At 40.5% G+C, this 18,423-nt stretch carries 16 protein-coding genes and 3 pseudogenes; 12 read left to right on the forward strand and 7 right to left on the reverse strand.

The features are described 5' to 3' along the window. Positions 1-69: 69 nt before the first annotated feature. From tolC to C427_RS02035, 5 genes are all read left to right on the forward strand, one after another. Positions 70-1,452 (forward strand): outer membrane channel protein TolC, encoded by a 1,383-nt coding sequence (gene tolC / locus C427_RS02015; RefSeq protein WP_007635146.1) that lies wholly within the window; start codon positions 70-72, stop codon positions 1,450-1,452. Between the two features lie 238 nt (positions 1,453-1,690). Continuing rightward, positions 1,691-2,506, forward strand: a complete 816-nt coding sequence (locus tag C427_RS02020) for an ion transporter (RefSeq protein ID WP_007635147.1) — start codon at positions 1,691-1,693, stop codon at positions 2,504-2,506. 263 nt (positions 2,507-2,769) lie between these two features. Then, complete coding sequence (hemH, locus tag C427_RS02025) at positions 2,770-3,852, forward strand: ferrochelatase (RefSeq protein WP_007635149.1); 1,083 nt, start codon at positions 2,770-2,772, stop codon at positions 3,850-3,852. 181 nt (positions 3,853-4,033) lie between these two features. After that, positions 4,034-5,308, forward strand: coding sequence for a DUF819 family protein (locus C427_RS02030; RefSeq protein WP_007635150.1), 1,275 nt, complete (start codon positions 4,034-4,036; stop codon positions 5,306-5,308). Positions 5,309-5,319: 11 nt separating this feature from the next. Then, a complete protein-coding gene (locus C427_RS02035) occupies positions 5,320-5,736 on the forward strand; it encodes a DUF4112 domain-containing protein (RefSeq protein ID WP_007635152.1) in 417 nt (138 codons plus the stop codon). A 7-nt stretch (positions 5,737-5,743) separates the two neighbouring features. Here the strand turns inward: C427_RS02035 and C427_RS02040 are convergent, their stop codons facing one another. Continuing rightward, positions 5,744-6,106: a DUF2237 family protein gene (locus C427_RS02040; protein WP_007635154.1), complete on the reverse strand. Its 363-nt coding sequence runs from the start codon at positions 6,104-6,106 to the stop codon at positions 5,744-5,746. Between the two features lie 660 nt (positions 6,107-6,766). Here C427_RS02040 and C427_RS02045 point away from each other — a divergent pair. The 4 genes and pseudogenes from C427_RS02045 to C427_RS26905 form a co-directional block, all read left to right on the forward strand. Then, a complete protein-coding gene (locus C427_RS02045; protein ID WP_041250480.1) occupies positions 6,767-7,717 on the forward strand; it encodes an ABC transporter ATP-binding protein in 951 nt (316 codons plus the stop codon). Between the two features lie 25 nt (positions 7,718-7,742). Beyond that, positions 7,743-8,504 (forward strand): ABC transporter permease, encoded by a 762-nt coding sequence (locus tag C427_RS02050; protein ID WP_007635157.1) that lies wholly within the window; start codon positions 7,743-7,745, stop codon positions 8,502-8,504. 473 nt (positions 8,505-8,977) lie between these two features. Beyond that, positions 8,978-9,969, forward strand: a pseudogene (locus tag C427_RS26900) (transposase). A gap of 271 nt (positions 9,970-10,240) precedes the next feature. After that, positions 10,241-10,611 (forward strand): annotated as a pseudogene (locus C427_RS26905) (IS91 family transposase); the annotation flags it as partial. 185 nt (positions 10,612-10,796) lie between these two features. Here the strand turns inward: C427_RS26905 and C427_RS02070 are convergent. The 3 genes from C427_RS02070 to C427_RS26910 all read right to left on the reverse strand — a co-directional run bounded on the left by C427_RS02070 (position 10,797) and on the right by C427_RS26910 (position 13,291). After that, on the reverse strand, positions 10,797-12,254 hold the full coding sequence (locus C427_RS02070) for an ATP-binding protein (RefSeq protein WP_007640354.1): 1,458 nt from the start codon (positions 12,252-12,254) through the stop codon (positions 10,797-10,799). After that, positions 12,254-12,688, reverse strand: a complete 435-nt coding sequence (locus C427_RS02075) for a YfiR family protein (protein ID WP_007640356.1) — start codon at positions 12,686-12,688, stop codon at positions 12,254-12,256. Before C427_RS02075 ends, C427_RS02070 begins: the two co-directional genes overlap by 1 nt. 138 nt (positions 12,689-12,826) lie before the next feature. Beyond that, a complete protein-coding gene (locus C427_RS26910) occupies positions 12,827-13,291 on the reverse strand; it encodes a hypothetical protein (RefSeq protein WP_236613736.1) in 465 nt (154 codons plus the stop codon). Positions 13,292-14,112: 821 nt separating this feature from the next. Between C427_RS26910 and C427_RS24445 the strand changes: the two are divergent. Continuing rightward, positions 14,113-14,493 (forward strand): annotated as a pseudogene (locus C427_RS24445) (DDE-type integrase/transposase/recombinase); the annotation flags it as partial. Positions 14,494-14,693: 200 nt separating this feature from the next. Here the strand turns inward: C427_RS24445 and C427_RS26150 are convergent. Further along, positions 14,694-14,831 (reverse strand): integrase family protein, encoded by a 138-nt coding sequence (locus C427_RS26150; RefSeq protein ID WP_015430333.1) that lies wholly within the window; start codon positions 14,829-14,831, stop codon positions 14,694-14,696. 367 nt (positions 14,832-15,198) lie between these two features. Between C427_RS26150 and C427_RS02085 the strand changes: the two genes are divergently transcribed. Both C427_RS02085 and C427_RS02090 read left to right on the forward strand, forming a co-directional pair. Then, positions 15,199-15,444, forward strand: a complete 246-nt coding sequence (locus tag C427_RS02085; protein ID WP_007640365.1) for a hypothetical protein — start codon at positions 15,199-15,201, stop codon at positions 15,442-15,444. A 59-nt stretch (positions 15,445-15,503) separates the two neighbouring features. Beyond that, positions 15,504-16,112: a glutathione S-transferase family protein gene (locus C427_RS02090; protein WP_007640367.1), complete on the forward strand. Its 609-nt coding sequence runs from the start codon at positions 15,504-15,506 to the stop codon at positions 16,110-16,112. A gap of 167 nt (positions 16,113-16,279) precedes the next feature. On the opposite strand, the gene C427_RS02095 is transcribed toward C427_RS02090, so the two are convergent. Beyond that, entirely contained in the window at positions 16,280-17,173 is an 894-nt protein-coding gene (locus C427_RS02095; RefSeq protein WP_007640369.1) for a carbon-nitrogen hydrolase, read from the reverse strand. Further along, a complete protein-coding gene (locus C427_RS02100) occupies positions 17,166-18,221 on the reverse strand; it encodes an agmatine deiminase family protein (RefSeq protein WP_007640371.1) in 1,056 nt (351 codons plus the stop codon). The genes C427_RS02095 and C427_RS02100 overlap by 8 nt, the downstream gene beginning before the upstream one ends. Positions 18,222-18,423 lie beyond the last annotated feature (202 nt).

Consider the following 18,423-nt stretch of genomic DNA (forward strand, 5'->3'; position numbering starts at 1 on the left):
TATCTGACATTGCGTACCTTGTATAGAGTACATGGCTAAGATCAGATCAAGAACCACAAAGGACTACCAATGAAAAAAATATTTTTGTCGTCGATGATCTGCATAGGGACCAGCATGGGGCTTTCTACATCAGTATCTGCAGATGATCTGTACCAAGTTTATCAAATGGCAGTTGAAAAAGATCCCACTACTAACCGTGCTAAAGCTGACAGAGATGCTGCTTTTGAAGGAATATCTATAAGTCGAGCAAGATTATTACCTCAAGTTTCAGGCTCTGTTAGTTATACAGATAGCACATTAGAACAATTCGACTTTCAGCCAGCACCCGAAACTGCCCCGGTAGGAACGCCACCTTTTATAAAAATAGTTGAAAGTGATTCGAAGAACATAGGTTTAGGTTTAAATTTGAGCTTGTCTATTTACGATAGACAAAATTGGGTGGCTTTATCACGTGCTGAGAAAGTAGCCCATCAAAGTGACACGAGTTATGCGTTGTCTAAACAAGATTTGATTATTAGGACAACTGATGCTTACTTAGCAATATTGCGGGCCAAGGATAGCCTGATTTTTGTTCAAGCCGAAAAACGCGCCATTGAACGCCAATTAGAACAAACCAAACAACGATTTAATGTCGGGTTAACTGCCATTACCGATGTACATGAAGCCCAGGCCAACTTTGATAATACTGTGGCTCAAGAAATAATTACAGAGAACGTAGTTGAATTACGCTTAGAACAAATGCGTGAAATTACTGGAAAGTATCACGATAAATTATCTGTTCTGAATACAGAAAATTTTAGTGCTACTCGCCCTTCGCCAGAAGGCGTAGATAATTGGTTAAAAATTGCGGAACAAAAAAATCTTGAGCTTATGGTCAGAAGTTTTTCAAAAGACATCGCAAAAGACGACATTGCGTCAGCTAAAGCGGGGCATTATCCAACGCTTTCGTTGAGCGGTAGTTATGGTAGAAACGATACCGAGATAAACGGTAACAGTAACTTTCCAGCCAGAGACAATAACTCAATAGGTTTGAATTTAAGTGTTCCAATATACTCTGGTGGCGCAGTAAGCGCCCAGACTGCCCAAGCTAGATATCGTTTTGTGGCGGCAAGTGAAGACTTAGAACTGGCTTACCGTTCTACCGTTCGTTCAGTGCGCTCTGCATACAATGATGTGATTGCTTCTACATCGACTATTCGTGCTTTGCAACAAGCTGTTGTTTCAGCAGACAGCGCATTAAAAGCCACTGAAGCGGGTTTCGATGTAGGAACTAGAACGATAGTAGACGTGTTAAACAGCACCAGAAACCAGTTTGACGCTAGGCAGCGACTGGCTAGTGCTCGTTATGACTTTATCAGTGCAATATTGGATTTGAAACGTGCATCAGGAAATCTAACCGAACAAGATTTAGTCGATATCAATCGTGGACTGATACCTGCTAAAGTTGGCTAATCATAATCAGTATGTTTCCGAGGGCAGCTTTTGCTGCCCTTTTTTATTTTTCTATTAAACGTTCCTAATATAAGAAAATAATCAATAACCCCTGACTGTTTTATCATTTGTTATGCATTTATATTCAACGGCGTTAAGACATTACACACCAAAAGAAATATTGATAATGGATTGACAGCCAAGTTCAATTGAATACTCTAGCGCTAATTTTATTATTTTTTGAGACCTATTTCCCAATATGAAAGCTTCGACCCTACAAGCCAAATTTATTCAAATTCGCTCAAACAAATTATTCGAAACTTTTGTAGTGACCGTTATTATTTTTTCTGCGTTACTGGTAGGGGTTAAAACCTATGAAATATCAGGCACTATGTACAGTATGGCTAAGTTTCTTGATTGGTTTATTAGCGCTTTTTTTCTGACTGAAATTACCATCCGGTTTTTGGCTGAACATCGTAAGCGAGATTTTTTCAAAAGCTTCTGGAATCTCTTTGATACTCTGATTGTTATCATCAGCTTGATCCCTGCAGATGATACTGAGTTGGCATTGGTTGCAAGGCTAGTCAGGGTCTTTAGAGTGCTCAGAATGATTTCTATCATCCCTGAACTCAGAATTTTATTAGTATCGTTAATAAAAGCGTTGCCACAACTTGGTTATGTGATGTTGCTGATGTTTATTATCTTTTATATCTATGCTGCTGTGGGCAGTACATTGTTCGCCACTATTAACCCGGATTTATGGGGTAATATCATTATCTCACTGCTGACCCTTTTCAGAGTTATGACCTTTGAGGATTGGACCGATGTTATGTACGAAACAATGGAAGTTTACCCCTTAAGCTGGATATTCTATCTGAGCTTTATTTTCTTCACCGCTTTTGCTTTTTTAAATATGGTAATTGGCATTGTGGTGAATGTTATGGAGCAAGAAAATGCGAATGCTCGTGCTGAAGCATTGGAAGAAGAGGGTGAACCAAGTCTTAAAGAAATATCCCAGCAAATATCTCAATTACAATTGCAGATGTTATCTATGAACGACAGAAAAGATGCTTAAAATTGGTTGTATTAAGTGTTAAATTTCGCTGAATACAAATACATCCATTAGATGTTTAGGTGACATACAAACATTGTATATTTTGACCAAACACAGATGTTTTAAATCGTAATATGTTTAAAATTTTTTCATCAAACATATAAGCAAAACTGACTAATATGTTGATTTTTAACAACACTAGTCCAAAATAGCGATATTAGCGTAGGTATATTGTGTGCAGCAAATATGCTTTTATCCTTACATAACATCACCAAGAGTTTTTCATGAAATACCAAGGTAGTCCTACTTTTACCCATAGCCAAATCGATAAAGTCGGCGTGTTAGTCACAAATCTGGGTACACCCGATGCGCCTAAAAAGACTGAACTAAAACGTTATTTAAAGGAATTTTTATCTGATCCACGAGTAGTGGAAGTGCCAAGATTACTGTGGTGGATGATTTTAAATCTAGTGATACTGAATATTCGACCTAAACGTTCGGCCAAGGCTTACGAAACTGTTTGGACTGAGCGCGGCTCACCGCTTTTGTATCACACTCAAGACCAGGCTAATGCTTTGCGAGATAAATTGAAACAGCAGTATGGCGACAATGTAGTGGTAGAATTTGCCATGCGTTATGGTTCGCCTTCGGTTGATTCAGTGGTCGACAAGATGTTACATCAGGGTGTAAGGAAATTAGTTGTATTGCCCTTATATCCTCAATATTGTGCCTCAACTACTGGCTCGACCTTTGATGCGATTGCCCAAAGTTTTAGTAAAAGACGTTGGATCCCAGAGTTGCGCTTTGTTACACATTATCATGACAATGCAGATTATATAAAAGCAGTGGCAGACAAAATTAAAGCTCATTGGGACAAACATGGTAAAGCGGATAAATTAATCTTTAGCTATCACGGTATTCCTAAGCGCTACTTATTAAATGGTGACCCTTATCACTGTGAATGCCACAAAACTTCAAGGCTTATCGCTGAAGCCTTAGGTCTAAACGATAAAGAACACTTTACTAGTTTCCAATCTCGTTTTGGTCGAGAAGAATGGTTAAAACCTTATACTGATGAATCACTTAAGGCATTTCCAGAGAAAGGGGTTAAATCCGTGCAAGTTGTTTGCCCAGGATTTGCTGCTGATTGTTTAGAAACGATTGAAGAAATTGGTGAAGAAAATCGTGATTATTTTCTTGAAGCGGGTGGGGATCGTTATGAATATATTGCTGCTTTAAATACAGATGAAACACATATTCAAGCGCTTACGAAATTGCTGGAGTCACAATTACAAGGTTGGGTAATGCCAACAGAAAGTACTGAACTGCGAAACGCATTAGCTAGAGCTAAAGGCGCTGAGAAATAAATAGACTCAGATTTGCTAAACGTCATACAGGACCGATAGGCAAACTGTTAACATAAACTCAACATCTTTATGTTAACAGCTTGCCACAAGTACATAATTATAGAGTACTTATTAGATAATAATCAGAAAAGCCGCGCAGCCCTTCATGGGTGGACAACGCGGATGCAGAACGGGAACTTCTATGTCTACACAAAACCTCACTGACCAAGCTTTGGTTCATACTCCACTTTTTACTAATGATGCGACCGTTATGGGCATTTTGGCAATATTATTGGGTTTAGTGTTTTACACTGCCAATAGCCAAGCTTCTTTTTGGCGTAAGTTTTATATGTTTGTGCCATCGGTTTTACTTTGTTATTTCTTGCCTTCATTATTAAATACTTTTGGCTTAATCGATGGCGAGAACTCCCAGCTTTATTACGTGGCTTCTCGTTATCTACTGCCTGCCTGTCTAGTATTATTAACTATTAGTGTCGATTTAAAAGCGATTGCTAAGTTAGGCAGTAAAGCGATTATTTTATTTTTCACAGGTACCTTGGGTATTGTGATCGGTGGGCCAATTGCTCTGCTTGTGGTGGCTTCTTTTTTCCCCGAGTTGCTAGGAGTTGATGGCCCCAACGCAGTTTGGCGAGGCATGACAACCGTAGCAGGCAGTTGGATTGGTGGTAGTGCCAACCAAGTCGCTATGAAAGAAATTTATGGCGCTGGCGACCAAATGTTTTCTGCCATGGTGACGGTAGACATCATAGTGGCGAATTTATGGATGGCTGTGCTGTTAATCATGGCGGCAAATGCGAAAGCCATTGATGCCAAAACGGGTGCTGATACCTCAGCAATCGATGAACTTAAAGAAAAAGTAAAGAGTTTTGAGGCTAAACATTCTCGGATCCCCAGCTTAAATGACATTATGTTGATTGTAGCTGTTGGATTAGGCGTAACAGGTTTTGCTCATATGTTTGCTGATACTATTGCGCCGTATTTTGTCGAACACTTCCCTGAATCACAAAAGTTTAGTTTCCATAGTAAATTTTTCTGGATGATTGTTTTTGCTAGCACGGTTGGCGTGGCACTGTCGTTCACTAAAGTAAGACAGCTAGAAGGAGCTGGCGCTTCAAAGATAGGCTCCGCTTTTCTATATATTTTAATTGCAACCATAGGCATGAAGATGGATGTGACTATGATTGCAGATCAGCCTTTATTTTTTGTGATTGGTGCAATTTGGATGTTAATCCATGCGTCGCTTATGTTGATTGTTGCTAAGTTAATCAAAGCGCCATTATTTTATATGGCGGTAGGTAGCCAAGCTAACGTTGGCGGTGCAGCTTCAGCTCCTATTGTGGCTTCTGCTTTTCATCCATCATTGGCACCTGTTGCGGTAATGTTAGCTGTATTTGGCTATACAGTGGGCACTTACATGGCTTGGTTCTGTGGGCAAATTTTGCAAAGTATTAACTGAGTACATAAATTATGAATCAAACTCCCCAAGCACCTAAGGCATTGCTTAGGGCACAAAAGCTGGCTAATTTGACCGATAGTAAGGTGCGCATACCCTTCATAGGTGTTCGCCTGGGATTAGACTTTTTAATTGGTCTTATCCCGGTGATAGGTGATGTGATAATGGTCGGTGTATCTTTGAGCATTGTTGCTATGGCAAAAAGCATACAGGTGCCGCGAGCTTTAAGGCTCGCGATGCTAAAAAATATCGGTATTGATTTTCTGCTGGGCTTAATCCCGTTTGTGGGTGATGTGGTAGATTTATTTTATAAATCTAACCAAAAAAACGTGCGCATTATGGAAAAGTGGTGGGTTAGACAGAACCACCAACAAATCCAATCGAACAGCCAGCAAGCTGTTCAAGACTGGGAAAAGTCTCAGGACAGCTAGGTCTGATTTACTCGGCAATGCTGCAAGACTTTAAATCTTCTAATTTGATAACCGCTAAACATGCCTTGTTGGTGGCGGATAGCACTACTTTAGGTGCGCAGTTGACATTGAATGCTTCTTGCCAACGGGCAGCACATAGACACCACTTATCTCCCGCTTTTAATCCTGCAAATTCATATTGTGGCATTGGCGTAGATAAATCATTACCTCTGGATTTTGAGAACGCCAGGAAATCTTCCGTCACCACTGCACATACACTGTGATTTCCATGATCACTGGAAGGCACGTAACAAAAACCTTCACGAGTAAACCCGGTATTACCACAACAAAGTTTTAATGGTTGGTCTAATACATTTTTTTCATTTGGCATAGATACTCTTAGTTAATCTAATTGAGTTAATATAATGGCAGATTATACCAGTCTTTAGGTTTAGTAACGGACTTGATGAAATTAGCTATGTAAATTGATGACACAACTTCACTACATCAGTACTTATGAAATGAAATTGTATCTTATTATTTGCTTAAATTTGTATTTAGCATTCGCGGCTTTAAGTCATGTCAAGGCTAACACAGCAACATATCTCTGTTGCTGTGTTGCAGACTTGCCTAATAAACTTACAGGCGGGTTTGAGCAAGCAGGGGACGGCGGGGCGATTAGCTTTTCAATCGGTTATATACCGCTTATCCACTGAAAGCGGATATTTATCGCCCTGTTTACTAGCGAAAATCGAGCAGCGCCTAAGCTAATTCCGCTTGAATAAAAGCAATGTTAAAACTGGTTTGCACAATAGTGGGAGACACTTGTTTTGAATTCTGAATTACGTGAAAACGGTTGAGTAATAGACGAAAAACAACCAACTTTCACTCCCTTAAGAATATGAAATAGATGTCAATATGGAAAATATAAGGCATCATGTATTTTGATTTTAGGAAAAATCACGATTTATTTTACTTATACTGAAAGAAAAGTTGAAAGCTATTTCGTATAAGCATTTTAAACTTGTCACCTACTAACTTGAGTCAAGCAATGTCACCGATCATATCGATTAAAAATATTAATAAAGTCTATGATTCTGGGTTTCAAGCTCTAAAAAACGTTAGCCTTGATATCCATCGCGGTGAAATCATTGCCTTACTCGGTCCTAATGGCGCAGGTAAAACAACGCTAATTTCTATTATTTGTGGCATCGCCAACTCCTCTTCAGGGAATGTTTGCGTCGATGGATTTGACACCCAAAAAGATTATCGTAAAACTCGCGGTAGAATTGGCTTAGTCCCGCAAGAACTGACTTCCGATGCATTTTCTACCGTCTGGAATACGGTAACTTTTAGTCGTGGCCTTTTTGGAAAAAGCTCAAATCCAATAATTATTGAGAAGATTCTGAAAGAGCTGTCGCTTTGGGATAAAAAAGATAACATGATGATGACGCTCTCGGGCGGAATGAAACGGCGTGTGCTCATCGCTAAAGCTCTCTCTCATGAACCTGAGATATTATTTCTTGACGAGCCAACTGCAGGTGTTGACGTCGAGCTCAGAAAAGATATGTGGAAGGTGATTAACAATCTCAGAGAGTCAGGTGTAACTATTATTTTAACAACACATTATATAGAAGAGGCAGAGGAGATTGCCGATAGAATTGGAGTAATCAACAACGGTGAACTTATTTTAGTTGAAGACAAAGCAACCTTAATACAAAAGCTCGGTAAAAAATGTATCACGCTGCAATTGCAAGAAAGTCTCGAACATATACCCTCAAACCTTCAACAGTATCAATTAGACTTGTCTAAAGACGGGCTCCAACTGAGTTATACGTTCAGCACTAGGAGTGAATCTAGTTACAAAAGTGAACCATCAAGCATCGCGACTTTAATAGATGAGCTTGATAATAACGGCATAAATTTTAATGACATTAATACAACGCAGAGCTCCTTAGAAGAAATATTTGTACAGCTTGTTAAAGACAGTGAAAAAAATTAAGCTTAGCGACGGCAGTAGATAAGCCATGAACTACTATGCGATAAAGGCCATCTACCAAGCTGAAATGGCGCGCACTTGGCGAACGCTGTTGCAAAGTATTATTTCGCCTATTATTTCTACCTCGTTGTATTTCATTGTATTTGGCTCAGCAATTGGCTCGCGTATCGATGAGATAGATGGCATACCTTATGGGTCATTTATTGTGCCAGGTCTATTAATGCTGTCGCTGTTAACACAGAGCATCTCAAACGCATCCTTTGGTATTTTCTTTCCCAAGTTTTCTGGCACTATCTACGAAGTATTATCAGCGCCAGTATCTGCACGCGAAATCATACTGGGGTATGTAGGCGCGGCAACGTCGAAGTCTCTTATTGTTGGTTTTATTATCTTAGCGACCGCTGGACTTTTTGTTCCGCTTCAAATAGCCCACCCCTTCGCTATGTTATTTTTCTTGGTAATGACCTGCGTGACCTTTAGCCTTCTAGGTTTTATTATTGGTATTTGGGCAGATAATTTTGAGAAGTTACAATTGATCCCATCGCTAGTAGTTACGCCACTGGTATTTTTGGGAGGGAGCTTTTATTCAATTAGTATGCTGCCACCTTTTTGGCAAACAGTGACCTTATTTAATCCTGTTGTCTATTTAATTAGTGGTTTTCGCTGGAGTTTTTATGGCGTATCCGACGTTAATGTTGCGACCAGTATTGCGATGATTTTATTCTTTTTGAGCATTGCACTAGTCATCGTTTGGCAAATTTTTAGAACCGGTTATCAATTGCGTAAATAAATGCTCGGGTTTAGAGCATCTAATCACGCTCTGTACGCTTATTATTAATACTCTTATTAATATCAATACCAAGACTAATGTCAACTCAGGTTGTAATATTGCGCATGATCACCACACAAAATATTAGCCTACAACCTTGCCCCAGTGGCTCCTCGACAATACCTCTGCCACCATTCAATTGATTCATCGCGCTGCAATTGTCACAGTCTGTGTGAAAAGTCGAATTCTTGATACCAGAGAACTTAATTAGGCAGAACTTAATAACTTAATTAACCTGAGATCTGCTTAAGCGATAACCATAGAGTTCAGCTCTACGTCAGTTAAATTAAGACTTGGCTTATTTTCTTTTAAACAATAAGCAACTTAATTAGGCTGAACTTAATTAGGCCACCCATAATAATTTGACTGTTTTTTGTTCTGCACTAAGCTTTACTAACACCAATTGAAATAGCATAAATTGATAGGAGTCTCTTATGCCCAAGCCTCGTTCTTCTCAGGTCAGCCTCATCGACACACCCTACTACCATTGTGTTTCACGGTGTGTCAGACGCGCATTTTTATGTGGTACGGTAGCCGCGCTACTGACGAATACTCAGGTACGAGTTACGAGCACAGACGGACCTGGGTAGAAGACAAAGTGTTGTGGTTATCGTCAGTATTTGCCATTGGTATATGCGCCTATGCAGTAATGAGAAATCATGTGCATCTGGTGCTGTGTGTGGATAAAGATGAAGCCGTATCGTGGTCAGATAAACAAGTGGTAGGCCGCTGGCATCGGTTACATAGAGGCACATTATTGAGCCAGAAGTTCATGCGTAACGAGTTGTTAAGTGAAAATGAATTGATAAGCCTTAAAGAGACAATCGCTATATACTGCCAGCGTTTGTATGACATCAGTTGGTTTATGGCCAGTTTAAGCGAGCCTATTGCCAGGCAGGGCAATAAAGAAGACGGCTGCACAGGCAGGTTCTGGGAAGGCCGTTTTAAATCTCAAGCGTTGCTAGATGATGCAGCAGTCTTATCCTGTATGGCGTATGTCGACTTAAATCCGATTAGAGCTAAAATGGCAAAAACCCCTGAAACCTCACAGCACACCAGTATTTAAAAACGAACTGAGGCCATACAACAGCACAAACGCCAGCCTTATAAGTTACTGCCCTTTGTCGGCAGTCCTAGACAAGACATGCCCCAAGGCATTGCTTTTTCGCTACAAGATTACTGTGAACTGGTTGACACCACAGGCCGCATTATCCGAGCAGATAAAGCAGGTGCTCTCGACTCAGCACACAGTCCAATTCTGAGCCGATTAGGTTTATCAGAAGAGCAATGGATAACCCTGACTACCGAATTCGAACAACACTTTTGTTATGCAGCGGGCGCAGCGCAGATGATGCAAGCATTCAAAACCCATACCCACAGAAAACGAATAGGTGGGATGAAGCAGGCCAAACGACTGCTATCCTAGGAGTACCCAACAAACATTCAAACATCCTATTATTTTGTGCTTTTTTTAATTAAAGAGGACGAAACATATCTAGAAATCAGCGTTTAACTCTTAGTTTTCTTAATACAGCCAATACAGCCCTAGTTTTCATGCTGCCTTTACCCCTTTGATATTTTAAGCTCAAAATCAAGTGAGAAATATATACTTTTAATTGATTTTATTATGGGTGGCCTATTATGTATTTTTGCAAAACTTAAAACATTGCTGTCAAATATTCATGATGAGGTTATGGCTAGCGATACTGGTACCCAAACCCATAGTTAATTTGACGCGTTTTCATGGTGTGTTTGCACCAAAAAGTCAGCACCGCGTAACAATAACACCAGCCTTACGAAATAAGGCAAAAAAAGCATTGCCGCTAGGGCAGGAAAAACACGGGCACAAAAGCACCAGTCGATGACCTGGGCACAAAGACTTAAACGGGTTTTTGGAATAGAAATAGAAACCTCTGAGCAATGCGGTGTTGCGGTTAAGGTTATAGCGAGCATCGAAGGCCCATTAGTGATCCAAAAGATACCCAGTCACCTTAATACAAAAAATTACGAAGTTGTTGAATTATTGCCCCCACAAAGTCGAGCGCCGCCTCAGATAAGTCTGTTTTAATAAAAGCCGTTCATCATCATAAGCAATATTCAGAGCTGGTTTGCACAACAGCGGTAAGCGCTTGTTCTAAATCCTGAATTATGTCAAAACAGTTGATTAATAGACGAAAAAAAGCCGACTTTCACTCCCTTAAGCATATAAAATAGATCTCAATATGAAATTGTGAGGCACCCTGTATTTTGATTTTAGGGAAAATGACGTTTTGTTTTACCTATTCTCCGAACACTCGGCAGAAAGATTTTAAAGCGGGCACCATTAACGATGTTTTCAACGACAATGGTGCCATTCATATCACGAATAATCCCATAACCTACAGACAGTCCTAAGCCCGTACCCTTGCCCATCTCTTTTGTTGTGAAGAACGGCTCGAAGATGCGCGGCAGAACCTTTTCGGGAATACCCCCGCCGGTATCCTCAGTGCAAATCTGTACACCTTCATCGTCGAAAAACACCTGCAATGTAATCTTCGCCTCGCCCTCTCTTTGAACAATGGCATCTCTGGCATTAGTGAGAAGGTTCAAGAGCACTTGCTCCAACTGAATAGTATGACCTAAAACAAAGGGGCAGTCCTCGGCAAGCTCGGTCACTAGCTCAATTCCAGCCAACCTCAATTGCTCTCCCATGAGGTTAAGCGAATTCGTTACCACCTTTCGAGGATCAACTGGCGCTGGGTCTTCCTCTGCCTTGCGCCCGAACATCCGCATGTGATCGATGATTGCAGCTGCTCGAACAGTCTGCTGCTCAATGCGGCACAGTTTACCGTATAGGTATTCGGTGTCAGCGGTGCCGGTAGAAACTTTGCGGCGGCAATTATCAGCAGCCATGCGAATGACGTTCAGTGGTTGGTTTAGTTCATGCGCGACTGATGTCGCCATTTCACCGAGTGTAGCTAATTTTGATGCTTGAATGATTTTGGCAGAGGAGGCTTTGCGCTCGTTCTCATGGAGTTCCATGGTGTCTAGCATGGTATTAACCCATGCTATGATGTCGCCGAATTCGTTGTTTTGATCTGTATCAAGTCGCTTATGGTATCTTTTATGTTCTGTGACATAGTGGACCAAACTAATCAAGTCTCTGATCGGGGTGTTCAGTCTTTTTTGCAGTGTCCAGTTCAGTAAAGAGGCCAATATAAAACTACCTAAAAGAGTCAAAACTGAGATCATGAGGAGATGGTCTTTTTGAGCAGCTAAACCCTCTGTGCTTGCGGACATCACAATAAGACCGAGATATTCTCCGTTCTTCATTATTTTATAGTTTAGATAAATATTATTATTTTTGAACTCTACAGCCTTATCAAAATGCTCAATAACCGGGTCATTAATTATTTCAGGATGTCTATATTGAGCAAATAGTTGATTGTCGGCATTATAAATTTGTGTGTACTGGATAGTTTCATTCAGCTCGAGTGTTGATAGCACCCTTTCCCCAGCTTCAGCATCATCAAACAATAATGCGGACTCGCTAGTTGTTGCCAATAACATGATCTGGTTGTTCATCATCGCTATTAAATTACTTTTGTAATCACTAATAATATATGTGTATAACAGTCCAGAAAGGACGAGAAGCGGGAGAACATTAATTGCAACCACAGCGATAAGTCGTCTATAAAAAAATACACTCCTATTTTTTTTCGGAGGACTCATCACTTAATCCTTGCCAGCTTTAATAATTCCGAGCTGATATCAACATTCAAAGAATCGATTTTCTTTAGATTAACTTCAAAGCGTAGTTTTTTATTTTCTATGTAAAAAATTATGGATGCATCGGGAAAATAAATACTGGATGTATCGGCTACGATGACAGTACTGCCACCCAGACTCTGGGCATCAATAAGCTTCAATGCTGTTTTTTTGTTCGCATACCTAACGTAAATTAACTCACATTTTCTTGCGGTATTTAGTTGTAATACTACGACTGACCGTTCCAAGTCTCCAGCTTGCCTGCTTCCAACTAATTGGCGAAAAAATGCCAAAAAATTATTCGGTCCGTCTATACAAACTCGTATTTCATAAGGCCGCTTGACCGACCCTAAATCTCGCCAATTAATAAAACCGATGAAGTGCCATATATAGGCCATTTTTAATTTATCTTCCTTACTTAAGGAATCCTCGGCGTTGATTGAAAAACATAATAAAAGGCAGAATATGCCTACGAAGAGCTGTCTGAATAGCGCTTTCAAAGGTTGGCTAAATAGGTTCAACACAGCTAATTAACATCACAGTACGCTTGAAATATTAATAGTAGTTTGCCAATTCTCTTTTGGCTGTGGCCCATTGAGTTTTTTATAAAGAGGCGCGCCAATTTCTACTGTGAGTCGATAGTCCTTGGCCAGACGCCATAAAAGGCCAAGCTTAAGATGAATTTTTTTGCCGCCAAAAAGTTTTGGGTTTGTGATTGAGGCAGGATAAGGAGAAACAGGCAGTCCAAGAATTATTAGAGAATCATCCTGCCCATGAATTTTTTCGCTGTACTCAAAGTCCACCCCGATAAAGGGTTGGAGTCTTGGAGATAGGTCAAATTGATAACGGCCATTCAGACCATAATTGTTACCCAGACGGTAGTCCCTATCATTCGTGCCGGTCCGTATTCTAGCCGACAGACCGACGCTGATGTCATGTGCACCACCATATTGATAATTTATTGCAAACGGGAAATCATAGGTGCCTGAGCCCAGTTGCATGGTATATGGAAGCGGCTCCTTATCATCCTCGGTCGGGCGTGGCGTATCCCCTCCTCATCGATAGACCCGGTTGGCAGGGACACGCCGAACGAAAATCCCCAAACTCCCTCATTGGAACTGTACCAGCTGTAGAGCCCTACAGCCGTAACATCCCCTATTCCGCTGGTTTTAATTTTGAAATTACTGTAGCTGGGAACACTGCTGATGTGGTCAGTTTCTTGATTAATATAGGGGACCGATATACTCCCCTGCCATTGAGAACTTAACTTATAACCCAGTGAAAAAACAGTGGCCTTTTGAGTGATGACAGTGGGTACAACGGGGAAGTTTTGAGCCGTTCGCGGTTCAACACCCATCGGCCCATCCCATAGCACCTCGTCATTGCCTACCGGTTGGGTACCATCAAGATAGCCTCTAAATTCCACGACTTTGAATTGAGCGGCCAATGTCCATGGTGAAGTCGCACCGACCTCATAAATATCTTCAAAAAAAAGCTATTGGAGGCTCATTTCAGCCATTTCAGACGGTGTACTTTGTGCAAAACAATTAGCACTAAAAATAATCAACATCAGCTGTATGTATTTCACTTTAAATACCTCATAGACTACTCTATATGCTAATGGATACATTAGCCCTCCAGAGTATTACTTGAGGATACGAAAGGCATATTAGCCTGTGTCGACTTCAAATTAAAGGAGCTGAAGCCTATACCCCACACGGCGCGTACAAAATACCTCTAAGTAATGCTCTTACTATGCCATGGCTCAATAAGCCACCTATCCCTAGTCAACATAATAAGTTTATTATAGGCAGCAATTTGAGAAATTGACATTCTGGTTCAGAAATGGAATGACAAAAAAGCGGCGAATCGATTCTTTAGAAAATTTCTCAAAGGCCAGCGCATCGTGCCAATCAAGATAGTCACCGATAAATTGCGCAGTTATTCAGCAGCAAAGAAAGAGCTGATACCTAGTATAGAGCACTCCACTTTGCAGTACGAAAACAACCGATGTGAATTATCACATCAACCTGGTCGGCAACAGAAGAGGCAGAAGAGAAAATTTACATCCCAAGGTCAGGCTCAACGCTTTCTCTCCTGTCATAGCGTGGTTAATAATCTATTTCGGCTTGGTCGCCATTTAATGAAAACGAGTAATTACAAAGTATTTCGTGACCGAGCCTTCGTTGAATGGAATAGGTAGTTTAATCGCCATTCGATTCATCCGATCTCGGTATCTGGACAGTACCGTTTCACTTCCTCCAAGCACAGTATTTACGGTAATTTATGCGGAGTAGGCACCGTACTGAATTTATGCACAATATCGGGACAATTAAGGGTTTTGCAGTAAAGGAATTACAGGCCTGATAACGAAGCATTGATGGTTATATTCGACGTACCTTGCTAGGCTAATACTATCTGAAATTGCCGCAATTCCTCTGGTGTAGGCCGTGCAGGCGAGTGTTTGAGGAAGTTGTCAAGTTTTGCCACTGCACGAATATAACCAATCTGGGTTTTAGGGCTGAGTTTATGAATGTTCATATCGTCTATCATGAGTTAACGTAATGGACTAGCGGCTTCATTAAGTTGAGTCATCATCATACTCCTAAGTGATTTTAGGGCGGAAATGCCCTTTGCTCAGCATAGAAGTGGGTCACAAATGGTGGGAAGTTTTACTACGTTAAAGTGGAAACCCTTCCGCGAGAGCGGTTTAGTCCATTGGCACAAACTCGACCAAAAGCGGGTTTGATTCAGTTGTGTGAGTTTCAAACATTAACTCTCAGTTTCAAACTTTTATATGCTCGTGCATCAAGTGTCAGGACCAATAACTGAAGCTTCTTTTTATTTGGTGTGTAAGATAAGTTATGCTCGCGTAGTTAAATTCTAGTCCAGCGTGGTTATCTTGACTATGAAAGACTGTTGGATAGAAGATAAAGCGTTTCAACATGATTATATTATTTTATCTTCGATTGACGTGTCTGCCTATGAAGAGGAATTGAGTACCAGTAGCTATCGGACTGTTTTGACCATTCTTTTTTATCATCTCATGCATAAAAAACACGCAAGTATGTTGGAATATGTTGATCAAGGATTAAAAGATTTCAAAAAAACACCAACTTTTAATAACTACTGTAAACGTTACTGGCTAAATTAAATGATTATTCACCATAAGTTTTCGTCTTTGGCAAAACTTAATATTAAAGAAGAGTAACTATGAAAATATACGATACCAAAACAGCTCCCTCGCCAAGACGGGTTCGCATCTTTTTAGCTGAGAAAAATATTCCAATGGAATATGTGCAAGTGGATTTACAAAAGGGTGAAAATATCTCTCCACAAATGCGCGCAAAAAATCCGGTGGGGAAAATACCTATTTTAGAGTTAGACGATGGCACCTGTATTAGTGAAGGTGCATCGATTTGCTTGTATTTTGAAGAGCTATATCCAGACATCAATCTATTGGGGGAAAACGCCCTAGAAAAAGCCAGTATAGACATGTGGCATCGACAGGTTGAATTGTACTTTTTTGGTCAGGTAGGTATGTGTTTCCAACATACAACCGGTTATTTTAAAGATCGTATGACACCCGTCAAAGAATACGGCGAAGTAGCGGGCAAAAACGCGGCAGGTTTTCTTAATGTATTAGAAAAACGTTTATCTGAGTCTGAATTTATTGCCGCTGACCGATTCACCATTGCCGATATTACTGCTATGTGTGCAGTCGATTTTGCCCGAGTTGTGAATATTAAGATTACCGATGAACAAACTAATTTAAAACGATGGTATAGCGCAGTGAGCAGTCGTCCAAGTGCAAAGGCTTAAGTTTGATGCTCAAAAAAAACTAGGCTGATTGCATGTAACGTGAGCTGAGTCAGTTAGCCGCTGTCATGGGACAGTATCAATGTCAGGTCTAGATGTGAGTTTTCAATGTATTGATAGGTGTTATTCAGCAGTAAAACGCCATGCTGAATGGCGTTTTACTTAAACTCTTAATCACGCCATCTTTTGGTTAGTTCTTCATAGGCATCGATTCTACGGTCTCTAAAATATGGCCAGATACGTTTGATTTGTTCTGTGCGGTTAAGATCTATGTCGACTATTAAGTTTTCCTCTTTATCGCTGCTTGCTTGGGCCAGTATTTCGCCTTGTGGGCCAGCGACAAAACTCTGCCCCCAAAACTGAATCCCAGTCTCCCCCGCCACTGGAGACGCTTCAAAACCTGTGCGGTTTGCTACCACAACGGGCAACGAATTAGCGACGGCATGAGAGCGTTGTATAATTTGCCAAGCATCGTGTTGACGGGTCTGTTCTGCTAGTGTGTCATTTTTATCCCAGCCAATAGCAGTGGGGTAAAACAACATTTCGGCACCAGCCATGGCCATTAACCTTGCTGCTTCTGGATACCATTGATCCCAACATACCAATACACCGAGTTTGCCCACGCTGGTTTGAATCGGCTGAAATCCTAGGTCGCCAGGAGTAAAGTAAAACTTCTCATAAAAACCGGGGTCATCGGGGATATGCATTTTGCGATATTTGCCAACTAAACCTAGTTGGCGATCAAATACTACGGCGGTATTGTGATATAAGCCTGATGCACGTTTTTCAAATAATGAGGTAATAAGTACTATATTCAATTTGGCTGCTAATGCAGCAAAGTAATCCGTGGCAGCGCCAGGTATGGGCTCTGCCAAGTCAAAAAAATCGGTATTTTCTTGCTGGCAAAAATATAAGGTGCTGTGTAATTCTTGTAACATCACCAACTCACAGCCTTGTGCAGCCAAAGTACTCACTTGCTCAGCACTCTTCGCCCAGTTTACATTTTTATTATTGCCGGCAACGGCCTGTTGTACCACACCGATTTTTAAACTTTGGTTATTCATAGACACAAACTCCATTGGCAAACAAATTCAACACTTCGGGTTTAAGTATGCCACAGGGTATTTGCATACTAATACAATGCAAACTACCAAATTGCTGAACTAAAGGCAGACAATTTATAGGTACAATAGTAAATTTGGGATAGGCGTTTTGCATAACTTGCAGAGCCAAGGTATCTTCTTTTTGTTGATAAACTGGGCATAAAATATGTTGGTTGGAAATTAAGAAGTTGGCATATGAAGCGGGAAGCCTTTCGCCCTGAGCATTCACAATGTGCGGCAGTGGCAATTCATAAACTTGGTGTGTGGGCAGAATTTGCTGACATTCTTTAACTAAGGCGGCCAAGCCTTCAAAATGACTGTCGTCTGGGCGATTAAATGCGCTCTGGATAACCAAACCGTTATCTGGAGTAAAGCGAACTAGGGTATCAATATGCCCATCTGTATCATCACCCTCCAAATGCCCGTTTTGTAAAATTATACTGTGTTTAGCACCTAAGGTTCTTTCAAAATCCTTCTGGTAAGAAGTCTTAGGTTTATCGCCATTACGTTTAGGATTGGTGATACAAAGTTCTGTAGATAATAGTGTGCCAAATTGATCAATTTCCAAGGCGCCACCTTCAACTACTAAATCAATTGATTTGATTGGCTGCTGACAAAGTTGACTCAGTACATCCTGATTTATTTTGTTGTCTTTAGTGGCATCAAACTTTTGCCCCCATCCATTAAATACGAACTCGATAGGCCGCAACCCATACTTATTTGCACAGCTTAAAAATCCATAGTCTCTTATCCAAGTATCATTGTAATCAGCACTTACGAGCAATACGTTGCTGGATTTTTGTAATTTACTCAAACAATTTTTAATCTCGTCATTGCGCGCTAATAACACCACATGAGTATTCGCTTGGTTGAGTGATTCAATAATTGTTAGATAAACGTTTTGTACGTCGTCGAGCCAAGGCTGCCAATCGGTATTTTTATCCGGCCATACAAGCATCACGGCTTCTTGTTGTGTCCATTCGGGTAACAGTTGGTAGTTGTCAGTCATACATATTGTTCGTTTAGAATTTTTGTTGATTATAATACCTAGATCCCATGACGTCTTGTTTTGCTTTCTTATATCATTAAAAAAACGATATCGGGATTTAATGCAAAGATTAAATGCTGATGGAGTGGTTGTTATAAGGGATAAATTGAGGTCTAAAAAAATCTACACTTGATACTGGCGTAATATTATCGATGATATTGTA

Origin of the sequence: Paraglaciecola psychrophila 170, from assembly GCF_000347635.1 — a bacterium.
GTDB classification, from domain to species: domain Bacteria; phylum Pseudomonadota; class Gammaproteobacteria; order Enterobacterales; family Alteromonadaceae; genus Paraglaciecola; species Paraglaciecola psychrophila.

What these genes read in the sequence shown, in the direction of transcription:
- tolC (WP_007635146.1), top strand. Translation starts at nt 70, where the DNA reads ATGAAAAAAATATTTTTGTCGTCGATGATCTGCATAGGGACCAGCATG.
- C427_RS02020 (WP_007635147.1), top strand. Translation starts at nt 1,691, where the DNA reads ATGAAAGCTTCGACCCTACAAGCCAAATTTATTCAAATTCGCTCAAAC.
- hemH (WP_007635149.1), top strand. Translation starts at nt 2,770, where the DNA reads ATGAAATACCAAGGTAGTCCTACTTTTACCCATAGCCAAATCGATAAA.
- C427_RS02030 (WP_007635150.1), top strand. Translation starts at nt 4,034, where the DNA reads ATGTCTACACAAAACCTCACTGACCAAGCTTTGGTTCATACTCCACTT.
- C427_RS02035 (WP_007635152.1), top strand. Translation starts at nt 5,320, where the DNA reads ATGAATCAAACTCCCCAAGCACCTAAGGCATTGCTTAGGGCACAAAAG.
- C427_RS02040 (WP_007635154.1), bottom strand. Translation starts at nt 6,106, where the DNA reads ATGCCAAATGAAAAAAATGTATTAGACCAACCATTAAAACTTTGTTGT.
- C427_RS02045 (WP_041250480.1), top strand. Translation starts at nt 6,767, where the DNA reads ATGTCACCGATCATATCGATTAAAAATATTAATAAAGTCTATGATTCT.
- C427_RS02050 (WP_007635157.1), top strand. Translation starts at nt 7,743, where the DNA reads ATGAACTACTATGCGATAAAGGCCATCTACCAAGCTGAAATGGCGCGC.
- C427_RS02070 (WP_007640354.1), bottom strand. Translation starts at nt 12,254, where the DNA reads ATGAGTCCTCCGAAAAAAAATAGGAGTGTATTTTTTTATAGACGACTT.
- C427_RS02075 (WP_007640356.1), bottom strand. Translation starts at nt 12,688, where the DNA reads ATGGCCTATATATGGCACTTCATCGGTTTTATTAATTGGCGAGATTTA.
- C427_RS26910 (WP_236613736.1), bottom strand. Translation starts at nt 13,291, where the DNA reads ATGCAACTGGGCTCAGGCACCTATGATTTCCCGTTTGCAATAAATTAT.
- C427_RS26150 (WP_015430333.1), bottom strand. Translation starts at nt 14,831, where the DNA reads ATGAACATTCATAAACTCAGCCCTAAAACCCAGATTGGTTATATTCGT.
- C427_RS02085 (WP_007640365.1), top strand. Translation starts at nt 15,199, where the DNA reads ATGAAAGACTGTTGGATAGAAGATAAAGCGTTTCAACATGATTATATT.
- C427_RS02090 (WP_007640367.1), top strand. Translation starts at nt 15,504, where the DNA reads ATGAAAATATACGATACCAAAACAGCTCCCTCGCCAAGACGGGTTCGC.
- C427_RS02095 (WP_007640369.1), bottom strand. Translation starts at nt 17,173, where the DNA reads ATGAATAACCAAAGTTTAAAAATCGGTGTGGTACAACAGGCCGTTGCC.
- C427_RS02100 (WP_007640371.1), bottom strand. Translation starts at nt 18,221, where the DNA reads ATGACTGACAACTACCAACTGTTACCCGAATGGACACAACAAGAAGCC.